This window comes from Nonomuraea terrae (genome assembly GCF_044465245.1).
GTDB lineage: Bacteria > Actinomycetota > Actinomycetes > Streptosporangiales > Streptosporangiaceae > Nonomuraea > Nonomuraea terrae.
On record NZ_JBITLL010000009.1, the window covers coordinates 174,461 to 189,964 of the forward strand.

Sequence of the window (15,504 nt, forward strand, 5' to 3'; positions counted from 1 at the left end):
CAGGGGGCACGCAAGACGAACGGGCCAAACCGAAGGGAGCGATGCCCGTGCCGACAATCCCCAAGCCCCGTCCTACGCTCCGGGAGCGCATCCTCGCCAAGGTTGAGGAGAACGAGGCCGGCTGCTGGATCTGGCAAGGCGCCCGCGACAGCAAGGGCTACGGCAAGATCAAGGTGGACGGCATCCAGCGAGGTGCCCATCGCGTGGCCTATGAAGCGCTCGTCGCTCCCATCACGCCAGGTCTGGTCATCGATCACCTGTGCCGGGTCACGTTATGCGTGAATCCCGAGCATCTGGAGCCGGTGACGTACCTCGTCAACAATCTGCGCGGTGAAGGGCTGCCGGCTCGATACGCCGAACGTACGCACTGCGACAAAGGGCACGAGTTCACCCCCGAGAACACCTACTTGTGCAAGCAGCCCAGAAATCCATCCCGGTTCAGTCGCCGATGCCGGACGTGTGAGCGCATACGGGACGGCGAACGGCGCAGAGCGAAGAAGGCTCTCAACCGGTCCTAATAGGCGACCTCGGCACAGCGATTCCAGCGCTGCACCGAGGTCTTGATCCCCAACCTGGCTAAACAGGAGGAGACCCAACGTGGATTCCATCACACGCACGTACGACCCGGCCACGCTGACGCCCACGCAGCTCGACGGGATCGCCTGCGTCGCCTGCCACGCCGAGGCCGACACGATGCGGCCGGTCGGCATCATCAACGGCGCCCAGGTGTTCGCCTGCCTGGGCTGCGTCACGACCATCGTGACGCAGGAGCCCCAGGCCGCGCCGCAGCTCCCGCCCACCGTCGAGGCTCGCGCCCACGACGCCAGCGTCTACGCCTACCTCGGCTTCAAGGCCCAGTGGAACGCCGAGATGGAGGCGTACGAGACGCAGAGAGCGCGCAAGGCGAACGGCGAGCTGCCGCCGCCCGCGTGGCTGGCCGAGGACCCGTGCCCGGCCTGGTGCGTCGGCGACCTCGACCACGAGGCGTCCACCCACCCGGCTGACCGCAGCCACTTCGGCGCCACGATGACCGTGCCGCTGGTCACTGAGGAGCCCGTCGCGGCCGGCCACCCGTACGAGTGGACGCAGCCCGAGCTACAGGTCTCGATCGATCAGCGCTACAGGGAGAAGGAGGCCCGCGTCCGGCTGGCCAAGGACGACGACAACGGCGTCTACGCGACGCTGGAGGAGGCCGAGCAACTCGCGTTCACGCTCCTCGACCTCGTCCGGCAGGCGCGCGGCCAGGAGCCGCCGAAGCTGCAGTTGTTCGACTCTCAGGGCCGGTGCGTCACCCGCGAGTGCGTCACCTGCCACGCCGAGCACCAGACGGGCGCAGCGTGAGCCGTAGCCCGCGGCCCCGCCGGCGGAACGTTGACCTGATCGTGCACCTGGACAACCGGGACTGCTTGATCGAGGTCAACGTTTCGCTCGGCGACGAGCCGCACGTACAGGTCATGTTCACCGACATGGACGGTGAGCGGACCGACCTGCAGCTCACCAGAGACGAGGCATGGACGGTCGCTCGAATCATCGACCTGTTCGACCGCCGCGGCCTGCGCGAGTTCGGCCAGGCCCTCATGGAGTCCGTTCACGACATCACCGCCGAGGAGTCTGAGCAATGATCCGCTGGTCTACGACCTTCGTCGTCGTCGTCCTCGCCGGCGTGGCCGCGGTCGTCTCCTACCGCCACGCGTACGAGGTGATCGTGGCCAACGGTGAGACGGGATGGGTTGCCTACCTGGTGCCGCTCACCATCGACGGCCTGATCTTCGCGTCGTCCATGGTGATGCTCGACGCCGCCCGGCGAGGCCTCGGGGTGCCGTGGCTGGCACGGGTGGCGCTGGTGCTCGGCATCGCCGCCACCCTCGCGGCGAACGTCATGCACGGGTGGGCGAACGGTCCGATTGGTGCCATCGTCGCCGCCTGGCCGGCCGTCGCGCTGGTGCTGTCGTACGAGCTCCTGATGGGGCTGATCCGGAGGACGGCCGCTGTACCCGCAACTGTGGGCGTAAGCCCCACGGTTGAGCCCGAGAGCGTCACCAGTGACACTCTCCAGGTACACGCCCCCCTCGTACCTGCGCAGGTAGAGCCGCTGACCCTGACGGCAAATCGGCACCATGGTGCCGATCTTGATGAGCCTGCCCCCGAGGTCGAGGTACAGCCCGATCTTGTACCTGAGGCCGACCCTGACGCGCCTTACAAGCCGGTCGCGGTGGCTACCTTCCTCGCCGAAGTCACGCAGGGAGAGCCGCCCACCGTACGCACCATCAAGGACCGGCTCAACGTCGGCACCGACCGCGCCCGCCGGCTCAAGGCTTACCTGGACGGCCTCGTGGCGGTGACCCAGTGAGAACCAAAGTTCACGTCGACCGGCGCGCCCTGCTGCAGCACGCCCGGCTCCTGACCCTCCGCGCCGCCGTGGGCCTGGTGCTCATGATGGCCATCCTCGGCCACGTCCTCGTACTCCTCCTCGGCGCGCTCGACGCGCTCCTGACGGCGTGGCTCGGTGTGCCGCGCCTGTCCTCCACCACCCGCCGATTCGTGCAGGTCGTCCGTGAGACCTGGGAGGCAGACCTATGAGCGACAAGACCGGCCGAGGCCGGATCCCCGAACTGTCCGGCATCCCATGGGAAGGCCCCGTGGCCGTCACTCAGTACGCGCGTGTGGGCCGTGACTTGTGCCGCGACCTCGGCGAAGAGTTCAACATCGGCTCTGACGAGCTGTACGCCGTGCTCATCCGCAGCTTCAAGGGTCACCCGATCCTCGCGGTGCTCGGCGCCCCCGACGTGCGCATGAGAGCGCGGCGGGTGGTGAAGCGGCTCAAGCGGGCCGCGGAGCTGCAGAAGGGCGCCGGCGTCGAGCTCGTGAAGTTCCACGCCCAGTTCAGGAAAGAGTTCGTCGACGTCCTCCCGCAGGCCAAGCCCGAGAAGCGTAAGAGCACCTTCGACTGGAAGAACGTGTGATGTCGCGCACCAAAGAGATCGCCGTACAAGAGGAGTCCTCCCTGGCCAAGGTCGCGGCCAGGGAGGTTTCCCGCCTCGTCGCGCTCGTCACGCCGTGGGTCGTCGGCATGTTCGCCTTCGGCCTCGCCGCGGCGCTTCACTACATCCTGTTCAGCCCGGACACGATCGCCGGCTGGTCGAGCTTCACCACGATCTGCGTCCTGATCCTCACCGGCGTCACGTACGGCCAGAGCCACGCCCGCGGGGTGTGGGGGAAGGCGCACACGACGCTGTCGACGTTCCTGGCCGGCATGTGGACGGTGGCGGTCGTCATCTCCGGGCCTGGGCATCCGATCCTGTGGCGGCTCGGTGTCGTCGGCGGCATCACCATGGCGTTGACGTGGAACATCCGGACCGTTATCCGCATGAAGGGCTGGGATCAGCCGGGCGCCATCTCCGACCCGCTGTCGATCCTGTTCGGCCAGGGCGCCGAGCGGGCCGGCATGCGGGAGGCCGAGGCCAAGACCATCAAGGCCAGCACGCACAAGGTCGAGGGAGAGGTGCAGTTCGACCCCGGCCGGCACATCGCCGAGGACCTGCAGAAGAAGGTTGCGTACGTCGAGTCCGGCATCGGCCTGCCGCCCGGCTCGATCACGGCGAGCGTCGACCCCGACCGCGCGGACAAGGCGCGGGTGGTCATCTCCGACCCGCGGGTGATGAAGCGTCCGATTCCGTGGGATGCCCCGTCCCGGCCTGGCCTGTCGATCGCCGACCCGTTGGGGATCGGGCTGTGGCAGGACTTGGACCCGATTGAGTACGTGATCGTTGGTCACCACCTGCAGATCATGGGCATGACCGGCGCCGGCAAGTCGATCGGCGGGGCGTGGAACATCCTCGCGGAGGTCGTGACCCGCTACGACGTGGCGGTGTTCGCGGCCGACGTCACCAAGGGGAAGCAGACGCTGGGCCCGTTGGAGGAGTCGCTGCACCGGTTCGAGACGACCAAGGCCGGCGTCAAGAAGATGCTGTCGGAGATCCAGGCGAAGGTGCAGGAACGCACCAATTACCTCGCGTCCAAGGGGCTGCAGAAGTGGAAGCGCGGGTGTGGGCTGACGTACTGGCTGGTCTGGCTGGAGGAGTGCCCCGACATCCTCGACGCGCTCAGCGACAAGGAGATGGAGGCGTTCCTGTCGATGATCAAAGCCATTCGTTCGGCCGGCGGCACGGTGGTGTTGTCCCTGCAGCGGTCCGACTTCACGCAGATGCCGACGCTCGCGCGAGGCCAGCTCGCGAAGATGACGTTCGGCGTGGAGAACGCGGCCGACGCCTCGTTCGGTCTGTCGGAGCGGCAGCAGGACGCCGAGTGCCGTCCGGAGCTGTGGACCAACGCTCAGCCTGGCATGGCCTACATCGACGCGCCCACGCTCGGCGATGGCCGGTTCGCGATGCCGCTCCGCACGTATGCCTGGGGTGTGGACGACACGGGGCAGTTCGACGATGAGCGCGCCAACGCAGCGATGCGCGCTCACGCCGCACAGTGGCCGGCCGCGGCCAAGCAGGTCGACCCCACCACCGCGGAGGTGTCCCGCCTCGCCGGCGGCGCCAGCGCAGCGGCCACGATGCCGGCCGAACTGGAGGAAAACGACGATGATGAAGAGGTGCGCGACGTGACCAAGGAGTACCTGGAGACCGACGACCCCGACCCGGAGCTGCAGGCCGGCCTCGACGACGAGATCCCAGACCTGGAAGACGGAGAGCCGCCGCTGACGTTCGCTCCGCCTGCCCAGTCGATGACGCCCGAGGAGCGCGGAGCGGCACTCATGAAGCGACTGCAGGAGATGTGGGACGATGGCGCCCGCGACTTCTCCTCAGGCGACCTGAAGCCGCTGTGGGAGACCACCGACATGTCGAGGGCGTGGGTGCAGAAGACCCTCAAGAAGCTCACCGAGGCGGGCATCCTCGGCGGCTACGACGACGAGGCCCAGCGCTACCTGATGCCGGAGCGCCCGGAGGCGTGACGCGCGCGGCTGCGCGTGGGCTGCGCGGCCACGACTTTTGATCTTGCTGCCACGGGGTGCCACAGCGGGTGCCACGAAGGGGTGCCACAGACCGTGGCACCCCTTCTGAGCTGTAACACCACCCCCAAGCCCCCGCTCGTGGCACCCTGCGTGGTCCAGAGCACCATTCAGGCGTCCTGCGGCCAGTCCTCGGCGGCCTTCACGTACGTTCCCTTCGCCGGCAGGGTGACGAGCCACCCGCCATCCCGAAGGTGCTCGATCGCGCGGCGGATGGTGCCGAGCGCAACCCCGTACTCCTCCGCAAGAGCACGTTCACCGGCGAGGCGGGCACCCGGCGAGATCTCGCCCGCCTTGATCCTGGCCACGACGTGATTCGCCAACGCGACGTAGGTGTACTCCAGCCGCGGCGCGTCCGGTTCCCACTGCGGTGCATCCGACATGCAGAACACCCTAGAAGGGCCTTGAGCTGCATATATGTATAGGTAGCGGCCTGCCGCTGTACACCGCTCTATACCGCGTCATACGATCCGGGCATGCACCCGCTGTGCCTCAACTGCGGCGCCGAACTGGAGGCCTCCCCGGACGGTTGGGCAGGCCCGGACGGCAGCACGGCATGCCCGCGGGGCGGCTCTCACCGGGTGGAGCAAGTCATTCCGGACCCTCCGGAGGACCGGCCATGAGCGGCGCCATCATCACCGCGTGGCTGGACATGCAGGGCCGCGTCTGGCTGGAGACCGGCCACCTGCACCCCAAGACCAAAGAGCCGCTGATAGAGCTCCTCAACGGCGCCGCCAGGGGCGCACTGAGTTGGGTCGACAAGGAGTTCGGCCCACTCGAACAGCTCGGCGTCCAGAGACGATCGAGCACCGAAGCTCCTCGGCGCGTCACCGCCGAGGACGGCCCCGCCCGCTGAACTGGAGGGTTCCCACGGGTGGGGCCACCATCGCGCACGCGCGCGTAGAGCCTCGCAAAACTCTCAATACCTACAGGCTGCACTCGTCGCGCCACGCATCCAACGGCGTGTACGACCCCGACAAGCCCATATCCTCCAGCGGCGGTGGCGCCGGCAACCCCAACCGCTCGACAGCGGCCACCAGACGCCCATACGAGACGTTCGCCATCTCCTCAAGATCCGGGTTGAGCATCTGCGCGTACATAGCCAACATGGCCTGTTCCTGCACCTCGTCGCGCAGCTCCCCCAGATCATCAGCCTCGATCCACCTACGCGCCACGATCCCACCTCGCCCTCGACGCCTTCCGCGCGTTCTGCGCCACCGTCAACTGTCCGCCGGCGCCACGCGACCCCAGCTCATCCGGCAATGCCAGCGACGAGGCCAGACCACGCAACGCCAACCGCTGCTGCCGGATCTCCGCGAACAACCTGTTAGGCACCAAGCCCTGAGACGGGCTTTTCACCATCGTCGGGGCGTCCTGCAACTCCTCGGCGAGTCGTTCCAGCACATCCAGAGTCCGGCAGAACTCCCGAACCACCTGCAGCTCGTCCGTACGGAACACGTACTCAACCGTGAGCCGATTCCACGCCTCCAAACCACGCTCAGCGAGCCCAGGAGGAGCCGGAAGAGGCTTCCTGACCGGCGCCATACGCGCCCTCCCCTCGAAACTTTGTCATGGATGGTCAGCCGGAAGCGCTATACCCGTCCGCGCTCGCGGTGAGATCAAACCGGGGGTTACCCCCCAGGTTGGCACGAATCGCACATGGATCATGTGGTGAGTCCGGGATGCGGCTCGTCGGGTCGCTTGCGGGGGTTGCGTGCTCGCCATGCCGCAGCTGCTTGCGCTCCCTGCTGCCCTGTACGCCTGCGGTGGTGGCTGCGGCATAGCAGCCTGAGGTTGTCGAGACTGTGGTCTGCCGGGTCGTTGATGTGGTCGACCTCGACGTTCTCCACTGAGCCGCACACGTTGCCGTTGTCGATCCATCGGCAGGACTTGTCTCGCTTCTTGATCGCCTCGACTCTGGCCGGCCAGTCGACGGGCCTGGCTGTGGTGCGCCACATCTGCTGTGACTCGACGCGGTCGCGTGGGTTCTGCTGGATGCGCCTAGCCACGGTCGACCTCCAGTGCGTCGAAGACGTGGCTGTCGCCGTCGATGTCGATGGTGACGAGCGCGCCTGCTCCGAAGTGTTCGGCGGTGTCGGCGAGCTCTGCGGCTTCGGTGAAGGCGTCCTGGTCGCTGTAGCCCCAGGCGTCCATGAGATACAGGCCGATGGTGCCGAGGTATTCGGCTCTGGTCATGTGGGGCCGGTCAACGACCTCGGCAAGGGTGGTGGCCTTCTGGCTGCCGATTCCTGCCCAGCTTCGCTCGCACCCGCATCCGCCGTCTCGGCCGGCGTCGCAGACGATGGGACGGCAGAGGAGTTCGCCGGGGATGGCGTGGTTGAATCCGCCGTCTCTGGGGTCGTCAGTCTTCGGGGCTGTGAGTACGAGCATCGGCGTTCCTTGTCTGCTGCTGGACGAGTGCCTCGAATTCGGCGCGGCCGAGCCGGTGTTGGGTGGCCCATCGGTCCTGCGCCTGCCGGAATTTCTCCCAGGCTCGGCTGGTGGGGAAGTGGCAGACCCTCTCGACTTGGGGTAGCCATCGCGCTGGGTCGTAGGTGAGCAGGTGGTCTGGGATGACGAGGTCGCTCATGTGCGCTCCTGTTTGGTGAGGCGGACCAGCCGCACGGGTAGCTGGTCCGCCTCGCTCGCCCCGTGCCTGCGGTGCGAGTGATCTGTGGTCAGTAGGTCTGCTTGACCCACGCGTCGAGGTCGTCGTACAGCTGCTCGGGCGGCTGGCCGCTGAGGCTGATGTCGATGGAGGACGCGTGGAGGCCGGCTTCTCTGAGCGCGATGAGGAGGGCGTTGCTGATGGAGAAGCCGTAGTACTTGGCTTTGATGGTGCGGTCGTCGACGAAGACGGCGTTCTTCGTCCATGAGGAGTCCCGCAACTGCCAGCCGAGGTGGGCGTGTTCGGGGCTGACCTCGCGGTAGATGGGGATCTCGTTGCCGTCGCTGTCGAACCGCCGCTTGGCGCCGGGCTGCAGGAGCGGCACCTTCTCCTCTTGCAGGGCTTTGATGTCGGCTCGCAGCGCTTGGTCGGTGATGACCTCCAGGCGGAGGAGTTCCGCGGCGCCTTCGGCTACCTTGCGGATGGCTGCGGCGATCTGGTCGTGGTCTCCGACGCGGGCGAGGATGCCGGCCTTGACGTTTTCGAGGCGGGCGAGGCGGGCGGCTTTGATGGCTGCGTCGACTCGGAGGCGGGCGGCTTCGACGATGAGGTCTGCGGCTTCGACGGCGTGGACTGCTGCGCCGAGCTGGGCGCCGTCTACGCTGTCGTCGCCGTCGAGGAGGCGGGCTTTGAGCGTGTCGAGGTGTCCGCGGACGGTCGCGGCTTCGGTCTGGGCGGCCTGGAGGGCTTCGAGTGCGTCGAGTTCAGCGCGCTGGGTGCGCTGGATCTCGTCCTCCGGGGGTGCTGTCGTCTTGGTCGCCACGGGCGCCGGCCTCCACTGTGATGGTCCATTCGCGGCGGTTGAGCCGTCGCGCTTGCAGGCGTCCGGTGCGGCATAGGTGGCGGACCCATTGCGGGCTGCATCCCATGTAGATCGCCATTTCGGTAACGCCTACATCTAGGGTCTCAGTGGGGCCTGAAAGGCTTTCTTTAGCGAAAGTGTGTTCGGTCATGAGGTCGCGGACGACTTGGGGTAGTTCGGCTGGGACGGCACGCCCGCGCTCGATGTCGGCGCGGGCGTGGTCGAGCATCCACGCGACCAGGTCGCGTTGGGTCATGCGTTGCCGTACCGCCGTTCGAGGCGGCGGGCGAGGGCCATGGCGACGCGGGGGTCGCGGGCGATGACGTCCATGATCCCGTCAACGATGAGTTCGGCGCGTTCGTCGAGGACCTGCTCGATGAGCGGGCCGGCTTCCTCGGGGGTGAGGCCGTAGTCAGCCGGGTTGGGCACGGTCACGGGGTCTCCTTGGGTCGGTTGTGGGGCGCCGCCGCGCAGGATCGCGGCGGGCACCGAGGGGCTCCATCGGAGTGCGGAGGCGATGGCGTGCATGCTGCGCGGGCGTACGGCAATGCCACGTTCGGCGTTGTTCCAGGTGTTGAGATGGACGCCCGCAAGGGTGGCGGCTTCCTGCTGGCTGGCGATGCCCAGATCTATGCGGCGCTCGGCGATGCGCCGGCCGAGTTCCTTGTGCCTGTCGGACGTTCGGCTCATGAGGTCCCCTTGGTCCTGGCCTTGGCGCGGGCCTTGTACGCCTTCTGCTGGCAGGGCTTGCCGCAGTACTTGGCGTCCTTGCGGGCGCCCTTGGGGATGGCCTTGCGGCACACCTCGCACTTGGGCCTAATGGCGCGGGCAGGTGCGTCCGGGGTGACGGCTACAGGCTCAGAATCGGTAGGCAGGGTGCCAGGGTGCCAATCCTGTGTGACGTCACCCTGGTTGGCACCCTGGCTATCTGCCCTGGTCAAGGCGTCACCCTTGGCACCCTGGCTACCGGGGGTGGCATCCTGCCCTTCGCTATCCGTCTCTGTGGCACCCTGCGGTTCACCCAGCTCTTCCACCTGAGAAGCGAGCGTCAGCCACCACTCGTTCTTGCCGTTCTTGCCGGTCGGGAACTGCTGCGCATGGACGTTCAACTCTCGGCGCGCCCGGTTGAGCGTCCGCTCCGAGATGAGCGCCTTGTGCTTCGCCAGGTCTTGTATCTCTGCGGTCCTGCGCCACTGGTTTCGCAGCTCCTCCAAGAGGAAGCCCTTGGCGTCGACCTTGTCCTGTCGCTGGTCTCCGTCGTCTCCGCCGGCAGACAGGATGTCCTGAACGGAGCGGGCGGCCTCTCCGTCGAACACGAATTTGCCGACGTCGGCCATGCCCTTCTTCGTCTCGATCTTCGCCGAGTCGATCCGGTAGGCCAAGCTCGGGATGTCAAGCTTGCCGAGCGAGTTCTTCGTCTGCGTCATGACGCGCGAGTCGTCCTCGGGATCTACGGCGAACCCGAACACTGACCGGGGTACGTCCTTGAACGCTCCCGATCCGGTGATCAGCGACGAGGGGTCCGAGCTTGATCCCTTGTTGAAGTGGGCGATACCGAGCACCACGGCGCCAGTGCGGTCTGCCAGCGCCGCGAGCGGGTCGAGGGCGGTACGCACGGGCCTCGACTTGTGGGTGTCGATGCCTTCCGAGATGAGACTCAGCAGCGGGTCCAGCACAATCAACTTCACGCCGTTCTCGCTGACGGTCGCCTCAAGCATGCTGAGGTCCGTAGGCAGATTGAGCGTGCCCAACTCCAGTTCGCTCACGGCCACCTCGGCACGCCAGACCCGAGTCAGGTCCGCGCCGGCGGCCATCAGCCTGGGGACAAGGGTGAACTTCCACGAGTCCTCAACGGCCACGTAGATCACGTCGGCGGGCCTGCCGAGCATCGGACCTGACAGCGTGCCCGTGGTGATGCCCGCGGCCATCCAAATGCCGAACGAGGACTTGCCGGTGCCCTCCCTGCCTGCAGCCACCGACAACGAACCGGCGGGGATGCGGCCGTGGCCGTTCTCCTCCCACGCCCACACCACCGGCTCGGGCTCGATCGTCGAGGCGCGGGTGAGCTTGATGTGCCGGACGAACGGCGTGTCAGCCGCGGCCTTCCGCACTTCGCACCCGCAGTCGTCCGGCTCCTTCTCGCACACGGGGCATGCCTCGTACGAACCCTGCTCGTCGAGCAGTTCGACGAGCAGGGCACCGCAACGACAACGGCTGGTCACGCGGCCTCCTGTCGGGCCTGCTGGATCTCGTCGAGCGTCCGCATGCGGGCGTGCTTCTGGACGTGCTCGGCGAGGGCCTTCCACTCGGCCTCTTCCTCAGCGCAGCGGCGGCCGTAGCCGACCTCGACGCCGGCGGCGAAGCCCAGGCGGTAGGCGATCTCGAACTCCTCGTCGGTCATCACGCCGCCCTTCGGTTGCGGCGCGACTTGGGAGCGTGCAGAACGAGCTCGTACCGCTGTCCGCACCGTGCCTTGCGCGCGACCAGGACGGGCGCCGGCCACTTGATGCGGTGGCTGTGCCAGAACCCGCACGCCGGACAGGCGTCGTCGGGCACGACCAGGGCGAGACTCATGCCGTACGCGGGGGTGTAGATCGTTGCGCCCAGCACTAACGGAAGTTGCTGGGAGCTGTTCCTCTTGTCGTTCACCTCGGTTACGCTGTCCCTGTCGTTGGCGTCCTGATGGGCGTTTGTGCGGGCTTCGGAGGTGGTGCTCCGGGGCCCGTTTTTATTTGTGGGCGGCGGCATCGACGCCCTCCTCTGCGAAATTGGCGATCAGCTTCGTGACGAAGTCGTAGGGGTCGAGCCCCGTCTTCGCCTTGCGCTCAGCACGAAGCTGGTCTCTCTCGTGGCTCCTGGAGACCAGCTCGTCGATGTGCACGCAGCTTGCAGGCGCCGGGCTGCGGCGGCCGGCGTGCTGGGTGTTGTACTTCGGCCCCTCGGCCTCGATGGCGGCCTTTTCGGCGGACAGCGCCTCCAGGCGGTTCGGGTGGCGCTCAACCCGGAGTGCGGCGACTTCCGGCCACCACCACTGGCAGATGTGCTGCCGGAGGCGCTTCTTTAGGTCGATGGCGATACCGACATAAAGCAGCTCTCCACCGTCCCCAAAGAGCCGGTAGAGCGTCGTCCTGAAGTGCTCGTGACGGTGCGACATCAGGCCGCACTCTCCGCCAGCTCGCGCTCGCGCTCCCAGCGCTGCACCTCCGACTCGCGGTACAGAACCTTCGTCCCGAACTTGGTGCCGCGGGGACCAGCGCCGATGTGGCGCCAGTACCGGACAGTGCTCGGAGACGTCCGGAAACGCGCTGCGACCTCGGCTGTCGTCAGAAACGAATCCTGTGTCGTCATGACACTAACCTCCAATGGTTGTGAGTCACAGACACACGCTCTCAAACGCCGTCGCATTCTGTCAACGCGAGTGGTTATTGTGTCCCTGTGACACAGAACGAGTGGCCGGCGCGATTGGCCCGAACGATCGCCAAGGAAGTCCAGCGCCGACGAAACGCGCGAGGGATGAGCGCGCAGGAGTTGGCCAACGCCTGCGAAGCCCTGGGCGTACCGCTCTCGCGGTCGGCTATCGCGAACTTCGAGAGCGGCCGGCGTCCAAGCATCAGCGTTGCTGAACTGCTTGTTTTTGCTCGGGCGCTTGATGTGCCGCCCGCCCTGCTCGTCTTCCCTCTCGGGATCGAGGAGGAGGTCGAGGTCCCTCCTGGCGAGACGATCGACACGTGGGAAGCCGTTCGATGGTTCGGCGGCGACCATGTCAAAGGCCTCTCGGCTGACGCAGACGCCACCATCGTCGAGGACTACCGCTGGCATGACGACCTGGTGCAACGCTGGCGTAGCACTCAAGAGGAGCTGAACCGGCTCATCCTGATCGGCGGACCCGAGAACGATGAGCTGATTGCCGCCAACAATCGACTGCTAGGGGCCATCAGGCAAAACCTCATGGCCGGCAGGAAGCGAATGCGTTCCGACGGAATGAAGCTGCCCAAGCTGCCAGCAGCGCTCGCCGATCCAGACGCAGAGTAGAGGTCCTATGGCCAGCATCAAGAAGCGACCCAACGGCAAGTGGCGTGCTCGATACCGCGATGTCGAGGGCAAAGAACACGCTCGCCACTTCGACAAGAGGGTCGATGCTCAGCGGTGGCTCGATGAGGTGACCGCGAGCATTCTCACGGGCCAGTACGTCGACCCGCGGGCCGGCCGTGAGACGTTTGAGACGTACGCCGAGCAGTGGCGCGCTGCCAAGCCGCACCGGCCTGGGACTGCGAAGGCGGTCAAGCAGCACCTGACGCGGTACGCGTATCCCGTGCTCGGCCGGCGGCATCTGTCAGCCATCACGACGTCGGACATGCAGAGCTGGGCCACCGGCCTGACGAAGACGCACAAGCTGGCGCCCTCGACGGTCCGCACGGTGTTCAACACGGTGGCCGCGGTGTTCCGTGCTGCGGCGAAGGACCGCAAGATAGCCCGTACGCCGTGTGAGGACATCGACCTACCGGCGGTGCCTCGAAAGAAGATCGTGCCTCTGTCGGTCGCTCAGGTGCTCGCGCTCGCCGAGCAGATGCCGGCGCGGTACCGCGCTCTGGTCATCTTCGGGGCTGGTACCGGGTTAAGGCCTGGCGAGCTGTTCGGCGTGCAGGTGCGCCACATCAACTTCTTCAAGCGGACGTTGGACGTCGAGCAGCAGGTCCAGCAGACGCCCGGACAGGGAGTCCGGGTGTGCGAGCTCAAGACGGCCAGCTCGTACAGGACCGTTCCGCTCCCCCAGGTCGTCATAGACGCTCTGGCGCAGCACCTACAGGCTTTCCCTGCCGAGCATGACGGTTTTGTGTTCACGGCGCCTGAGGGCGGCCCGATCACCTACTCGCACTTCATGGACAACGCGTGGCGGCGGTCGGTGAAAGCCGCGGGCCTGCCGGTCGGCACCGGTCCGCACGCTCTACGCCACGCGTACGCCTCGGCGCTCATCGCCGCCGGCGAGTCCGTGAAGGCGGTGTCGGAGCGCCTGGGGCACACGAACGCGGCCATGACGCTGAACGTCTACGCCCACTTGTTCCCGGACTCTGAGGACCGGACTCGCCGAGCGATCGACGCCGCTTTTCAAGATCATGCGGACTCTGTGCGGACTGGGACGGACGGCGTAACCACTCCGCCCCAGGTCAACCCCTAGAAAACAAGATCCATCACACGTTGAAGCGGAATTCGACCACGTCGCCGTCGCGCATGACGTAGTCCTTGCCCTCGATGCGGGCCTTGCCGGCCGCGCGGGCGTTGGCGATGGAGCCGACCTCCACCAGGTCGTCGAACGAGACGACCTCGGCCTTGATGAAGCCGCGCTGGAAGTCGGTGTGGATCACGCCGGCCGCCTCGGGCGCGGTGGCGCCCTTCGGGATCGTCCAGGCCCTGGTCTCCTTGGGGCCGGCGGTGAGGTAGGTCTGCAAACCGAGCGTCTCGAAGCCGACCCGGGCCAGCTGGCGCAGGCCCGACTCCTCCTGGCCGACCGACTGGAGCAGCTCCAGCGCCTCCTCCTCATCGAGCTCGACCAACTCGGACTCGATCTTGGCGTCGAGGAAGACGGCCTCGGCCGGGGCGACCAGCTCGGAGAGCTGCTTCCGCAGCGCGGTGTCGGTCAGCTCGTCGGCGTCGAGGTTGAACACGTACAGGAAGGGCTTGGCCGTCAGCAGGTGGAGCTCGCGCAGCTCCTCGCGGTCGAGGCCGCTCTCGAAGATCGTCTTGCCGGTCTCGAGGACGGCGAGCGCCGCCTCGGTGGCCTCCAGGGCGGCCTTCTTGTCCTTGTTGTTGCGCGCTTCCTTCTGCAGGCGCGGGATGGCCTTCTCGACCGTCTGGAGGTCGGCCATGATCAGCTCGGTGTTGATCGTCTCGATGTCGCGCTTGGGAGAGATCTCACCGTCGACGTGGGTGACGTCGGGGTCGCCGAAGACGCGGATGACCTGGCAGATCGCGTCGGTGTCGCGGATGTTGGCGAGGAACTGGTTGCCCCTCCCCTGGCCCTCGGAGGCGCCCTTGACCAGGCCCGCGATGTCGACGAACTCGACCTTGGCGGGCAGGATGCGGGCCGAGCCGAAGATCTCGGCCAGCACGGGCAGCCGGTCGTCTGGCACGCCCACGATGCCCACGTTGGGCTCGATCGTGGCGAACGGGTAGTTGGCCGCGAGCGCGTTGCCGGTCTTGGTCAGCGCGTTGAACAGCGTGGACTTACCGACGTTGGGCAGGCCGACGATGCCGATGGAGAGACTCACGGAGCCTGAGTTTACTTGCTCAGCACGTCCAGACAGGTCACCGGCCGGTAGGCCCCCTCGGCCCTGAGGTAGCGCTGCGCGCTGGACGGGCAGTCGCCGGGCGCGCGTTCGAACGACACGACCGTCGCCCACGCCTGCCGGGAGTCGCACGGCACCCGTACGACGGACGAACGGGAGATCACCTCGGTGACGGGCCTGGCCACGCAGTCCCCCCGGTCGAGCACCTGGCCGCCGCGGCCCAGGCAGATCGCACGGGGGTCGTCGTCGAGCGTGTCCAGGGTGCCGGAGGGGCAGGAGGCGGCGTCGCGGGCGATCGCGATGGCCTTGCCGTACCAGCCGGGGCGGTCGCAGGCCTGCTCGCGGCCGTTCAGCGTGACGCAGTCGCCCGGGCGCAGCAGTCCGCCGCCGCCGCCGGGGGCGCCGGGGTGGGGCTCCAGGAAGTTGCGCACGCACGCCGTACGGTTGGCGCCGATGCGCAGCACGTTGTCGGTGTCCACGGGGCAGTCGCCGGGCCTGGGCGGGTCGGGGGCGAGGGCCACGACCTCCGACTCGCCGCCGTTGCACGCGGTCAGCGCGTAGTCGCGCGTCACGCACGCGCCGGGTGTCCAGCGCAGCACCGGACGGGGGTGCCCGGCCGGGGCGGCGGCCTGACGCCCGTCGGCCGCGTCGCTCCCAGCGCAGGCGATCAAGGTCGCGGCCAGCACCACCAGAGCGGCCCCCACCGCCGCGGGTCTCGCTAGCGTGCTCATCC

Annotated in this window: 25 protein-coding genes; 10 read left to right on the plus strand and 15 right to left on the minus strand. The window is 67.3% G+C overall.

The window, feature by feature from the left end:
* Positions 1–47: 47 nt before the first annotated feature.
* The 7 genes from ACIBP6_RS43055 to ACIBP6_RS43085 all read left to right on the plus strand — a co-directional run bounded on the left by ACIBP6_RS43055 (position 48) and on the right by ACIBP6_RS43085 (position 4,960).
* Positions 48–518, plus strand: a complete 471-nt coding sequence (locus ACIBP6_RS43055; protein WP_397060540.1) for an HNH endonuclease signature motif containing protein — start codon at positions 48–50, stop codon at positions 516–518.
* A 79-nt stretch (positions 519–597) separates the two neighbouring features.
* Positions 598–1,341: a DUF6907 domain-containing protein gene (locus tag ACIBP6_RS43060; RefSeq protein WP_397060542.1), complete on the plus strand. Its 744-nt coding sequence runs from the start codon at positions 598–600 to the stop codon at positions 1,339–1,341.
* On the plus strand, positions 1,338–1,622 hold the full coding sequence (locus tag ACIBP6_RS43065; protein WP_397060544.1) for a hypothetical protein: 285 nt from the start codon (positions 1,338–1,340) through the stop codon (positions 1,620–1,622). Before ACIBP6_RS43060 ends, ACIBP6_RS43065 begins: the two co-directional genes overlap by 4 nt.
* Entirely contained in the window at positions 1,619–2,350 is a 732-nt protein-coding gene (locus ACIBP6_RS43070) for a DUF2637 domain-containing protein (protein WP_397060546.1), read from the plus strand. The genes ACIBP6_RS43065 and ACIBP6_RS43070 overlap by 4 nt, the downstream gene beginning before the upstream one ends.
* Complete coding sequence (locus ACIBP6_RS43075) at positions 2,347–2,580, plus strand: hypothetical protein (RefSeq protein WP_397060548.1); 234 nt, start codon at positions 2,347–2,349, stop codon at positions 2,578–2,580. The genes ACIBP6_RS43070 and ACIBP6_RS43075 overlap by 4 nt, the downstream gene beginning before the upstream one ends.
* Positions 2,577–2,963 (plus strand): hypothetical protein, encoded by a 387-nt coding sequence (locus ACIBP6_RS43080; protein ID WP_397060550.1) that lies wholly within the window; start codon positions 2,577–2,579, stop codon positions 2,961–2,963. The genes ACIBP6_RS43075 and ACIBP6_RS43080 overlap by 4 nt, the downstream gene beginning before the upstream one ends.
* Positions 2,963–4,960, plus strand: a complete 1,998-nt coding sequence (locus tag ACIBP6_RS43085) for a hypothetical protein (protein ID WP_397060551.1) — start codon at positions 2,963–2,965, stop codon at positions 4,958–4,960. Before ACIBP6_RS43080 ends, ACIBP6_RS43085 begins: the two co-directional genes overlap by 1 nt.
* A 167-nt stretch (positions 4,961–5,127) precedes the next feature.
* On the opposite strand, the gene ACIBP6_RS43090 is transcribed toward ACIBP6_RS43085, so the two are convergent.
* Positions 5,128–5,400 (minus strand): winged helix-turn-helix domain-containing protein, encoded by a 273-nt coding sequence (locus ACIBP6_RS43090; protein ID WP_397060553.1) that lies wholly within the window; start codon positions 5,398–5,400, stop codon positions 5,128–5,130.
* Between the two features lie 236 nt (positions 5,401–5,636).
* Here ACIBP6_RS43090 and ACIBP6_RS43095 point away from each other — a divergent pair, with 236 nt between their 5' ends.
* Positions 5,637–5,873, plus strand: a complete 237-nt coding sequence (locus ACIBP6_RS43095) for a hypothetical protein (protein WP_397060554.1) — start codon at positions 5,637–5,639, stop codon at positions 5,871–5,873.
* Positions 5,874–5,943: 70 nt separating this feature from the next.
* Here the strand turns inward: ACIBP6_RS43095 and ACIBP6_RS43100 are convergent, their stop codons facing one another.
* The 12 genes from ACIBP6_RS43100 to ACIBP6_RS43155 form a co-directional block, all read right to left on the minus strand.
* Complete coding sequence (locus tag ACIBP6_RS43100; RefSeq protein ID WP_397060556.1) at positions 5,944–6,192, minus strand: hypothetical protein; 249 nt, start codon at positions 6,190–6,192, stop codon at positions 5,944–5,946.
* On the minus strand, positions 6,182–6,475 hold the full coding sequence (locus ACIBP6_RS43105; RefSeq protein ID WP_397060558.1) for a hypothetical protein: 294 nt from the start codon (positions 6,473–6,475) through the stop codon (positions 6,182–6,184). The genes ACIBP6_RS43100 and ACIBP6_RS43105 overlap by 11 nt, the downstream gene beginning before the upstream one ends.
* A 206-nt stretch (positions 6,476–6,681) precedes the next feature.
* On the minus strand, positions 6,682–7,026 hold the full coding sequence (locus tag ACIBP6_RS43110; protein ID WP_397060559.1) for an HNH endonuclease signature motif containing protein: 345 nt from the start codon (positions 7,024–7,026) through the stop codon (positions 6,682–6,684).
* Positions 7,019–7,408 carry a DUF7715 family protein gene (locus tag ACIBP6_RS43115; RefSeq protein WP_397060561.1) on the minus strand — a complete coding sequence of 130 codons (390 nt, stop codon included), beginning with the start codon at positions 7,406–7,408 and terminating at the stop codon, positions 7,019–7,021. Before ACIBP6_RS43115 ends, ACIBP6_RS43110 begins: the two co-directional genes overlap by 8 nt.
* A complete protein-coding gene (locus tag ACIBP6_RS43120) occupies positions 7,380–7,607 on the minus strand; it encodes a hypothetical protein (RefSeq protein ID WP_397060562.1) in 228 nt (75 codons plus the stop codon). The genes ACIBP6_RS43115 and ACIBP6_RS43120 overlap by 29 nt, the downstream gene beginning before the upstream one ends.
* Positions 7,608–7,695: 88 nt before the next feature.
* The gene (locus ACIBP6_RS43125) at positions 7,696–8,448 is read right to left on the minus strand and encodes a hypothetical protein (RefSeq protein ID WP_397060564.1); all 753 of its coding nucleotides are present in this window, start codon (positions 8,446–8,448) and stop codon (positions 7,696–7,698) included.
* Between the two features lie 291 nt (positions 8,449–8,739).
* Positions 8,740–9,177 carry a helix-turn-helix domain-containing protein gene (locus ACIBP6_RS43130; protein WP_397060566.1) on the minus strand — a complete coding sequence of 146 codons (438 nt, stop codon included), beginning with the start codon at positions 9,175–9,177 and terminating at the stop codon, positions 8,740–8,742.
* Positions 9,174–10,709: an AAA family ATPase gene (locus tag ACIBP6_RS43135; RefSeq protein ID WP_397060568.1), complete on the minus strand. Its 1,536-nt coding sequence runs from the start codon at positions 10,707–10,709 to the stop codon at positions 9,174–9,176. The genes ACIBP6_RS43130 and ACIBP6_RS43135 overlap by 4 nt, the downstream gene beginning before the upstream one ends.
* Positions 10,706–10,888, minus strand: a complete 183-nt coding sequence (locus tag ACIBP6_RS43140; protein WP_397060569.1) for a hypothetical protein — start codon at positions 10,886–10,888, stop codon at positions 10,706–10,708. The genes ACIBP6_RS43135 and ACIBP6_RS43140 overlap by 4 nt, the downstream gene beginning before the upstream one ends.
* Complete coding sequence (locus ACIBP6_RS43145; RefSeq protein WP_397060571.1) at positions 10,888–11,136, minus strand: hypothetical protein; 249 nt, start codon at positions 11,134–11,136, stop codon at positions 10,888–10,890. The genes ACIBP6_RS43140 and ACIBP6_RS43145 overlap by 1 nt, the downstream gene beginning before the upstream one ends.
* A gap of 79 nt (positions 11,137–11,215) precedes the next feature.
* Positions 11,216–11,641 (minus strand): GIY-YIG nuclease family protein, encoded by a 426-nt coding sequence (locus tag ACIBP6_RS43150; RefSeq protein WP_397060573.1) that lies wholly within the window; start codon positions 11,639–11,641, stop codon positions 11,216–11,218.
* Positions 11,641–11,892: a helix-turn-helix transcriptional regulator gene (locus tag ACIBP6_RS43155; RefSeq protein ID WP_397060575.1), complete on the minus strand. Its 252-nt coding sequence runs from the start codon at positions 11,890–11,892 to the stop codon at positions 11,641–11,643. Before ACIBP6_RS43155 ends, ACIBP6_RS43150 begins: the two co-directional genes overlap by 1 nt.
* 30 nt (positions 11,893–11,922) lie before the next feature.
* On the opposite strand from ACIBP6_RS43155, the gene ACIBP6_RS43160 reads away from it, so the two are divergent.
* Positions 11,923–12,519 (plus strand): helix-turn-helix domain-containing protein, encoded by a 597-nt coding sequence (locus ACIBP6_RS43160; protein ID WP_397060577.1) that lies wholly within the window; start codon positions 11,923–11,925, stop codon positions 12,517–12,519.
* Positions 12,520–12,526: 7 nt separating this feature from the next.
* Positions 12,527–13,663, plus strand: coding sequence for a tyrosine-type recombinase/integrase (locus ACIBP6_RS43165; RefSeq protein ID WP_397060579.1), 1,137 nt, complete (start codon positions 12,527–12,529; stop codon positions 13,661–13,663).
* Between the two features lie 13 nt (positions 13,664–13,676).
* Here ACIBP6_RS43165 and ychF read toward each other — a convergent pair whose 3' ends face one another.
* Positions 13,677–14,753, minus strand: coding sequence for a redox-regulated ATPase YchF (gene ychF / locus ACIBP6_RS43170; protein WP_397060581.1), 1,077 nt, complete (start codon positions 14,751–14,753; stop codon positions 13,677–13,679).
* Positions 14,754–14,764: 11 nt separating this feature from the next.
* Positions 14,765–15,502 (minus strand): hypothetical protein, encoded by a 738-nt coding sequence (locus ACIBP6_RS43175; protein WP_397060582.1) that lies wholly within the window; start codon positions 15,500–15,502, stop codon positions 14,765–14,767.
* Positions 15,503–15,504 lie beyond the last annotated feature (2 nt).

What these genes read in the sequence shown, in the direction of transcription:
- ACIBP6_RS43155 (WP_397060575.1), bottom strand. Translation starts at nt 11,892, where the DNA reads ATGCGACGGCGTTTGAGAGCGTGTGTCTGTGACTCACAACCATTGGAG.
- ACIBP6_RS43150 (WP_397060573.1), bottom strand. Translation starts at nt 11,641, where the DNA reads ATGTCGCACCGTCACGAGCACTTCAGGACGACGCTCTACCGGCTCTTT.
- ACIBP6_RS43130 (WP_397060566.1), bottom strand. Translation starts at nt 9,177, where the DNA reads ATGAGCCGAACGTCCGACAGGCACAAGGAACTCGGCCGGCGCATCGCC.
- ACIBP6_RS43165 (WP_397060579.1), top strand. Translation starts at nt 12,527, where the DNA reads ATGGCCAGCATCAAGAAGCGACCCAACGGCAAGTGGCGTGCTCGATAC.
- ACIBP6_RS43175 (WP_397060582.1), bottom strand. Translation starts at nt 15,502, where the DNA reads ATGAGCACGCTAGCGAGACCCGCGGCGGTGGGGGCCGCTCTGGTGGTG.
- ACIBP6_RS43140 (WP_397060569.1), bottom strand. Translation starts at nt 10,888, where the DNA reads ATGACCGACGAGGAGTTCGAGATCGCCTACCGCCTGGGCTTCGCCGCC.
- ACIBP6_RS43070 (WP_397060546.1), top strand. Translation starts at nt 1,619, where the DNA reads ATGATCCGCTGGTCTACGACCTTCGTCGTCGTCGTCCTCGCCGGCGTG.
- ACIBP6_RS43090 (WP_397060553.1), bottom strand. Translation starts at nt 5,400, where the DNA reads ATGTCGGATGCACCGCAGTGGGAACCGGACGCGCCGCGGCTGGAGTAC.
- ACIBP6_RS43115 (WP_397060561.1), bottom strand. Translation starts at nt 7,408, where the DNA reads ATGCTCGTACTCACAGCCCCGAAGACTGACGACCCCAGAGACGGCGGA.
- ACIBP6_RS43095 (WP_397060554.1), top strand. Translation starts at nt 5,637, where the DNA reads ATGAGCGGCGCCATCATCACCGCGTGGCTGGACATGCAGGGCCGCGTC.
- ACIBP6_RS43085 (WP_397060551.1), top strand. Translation starts at nt 2,963, where the DNA reads ATGTCGCGCACCAAAGAGATCGCCGTACAAGAGGAGTCCTCCCTGGCC.
- ACIBP6_RS43120 (WP_397060562.1), bottom strand. Translation starts at nt 7,607, where the DNA reads ATGAGCGACCTCGTCATCCCAGACCACCTGCTCACCTACGACCCAGCG.
- ACIBP6_RS43080 (WP_397060550.1), top strand. Translation starts at nt 2,577, where the DNA reads ATGAGCGACAAGACCGGCCGAGGCCGGATCCCCGAACTGTCCGGCATC.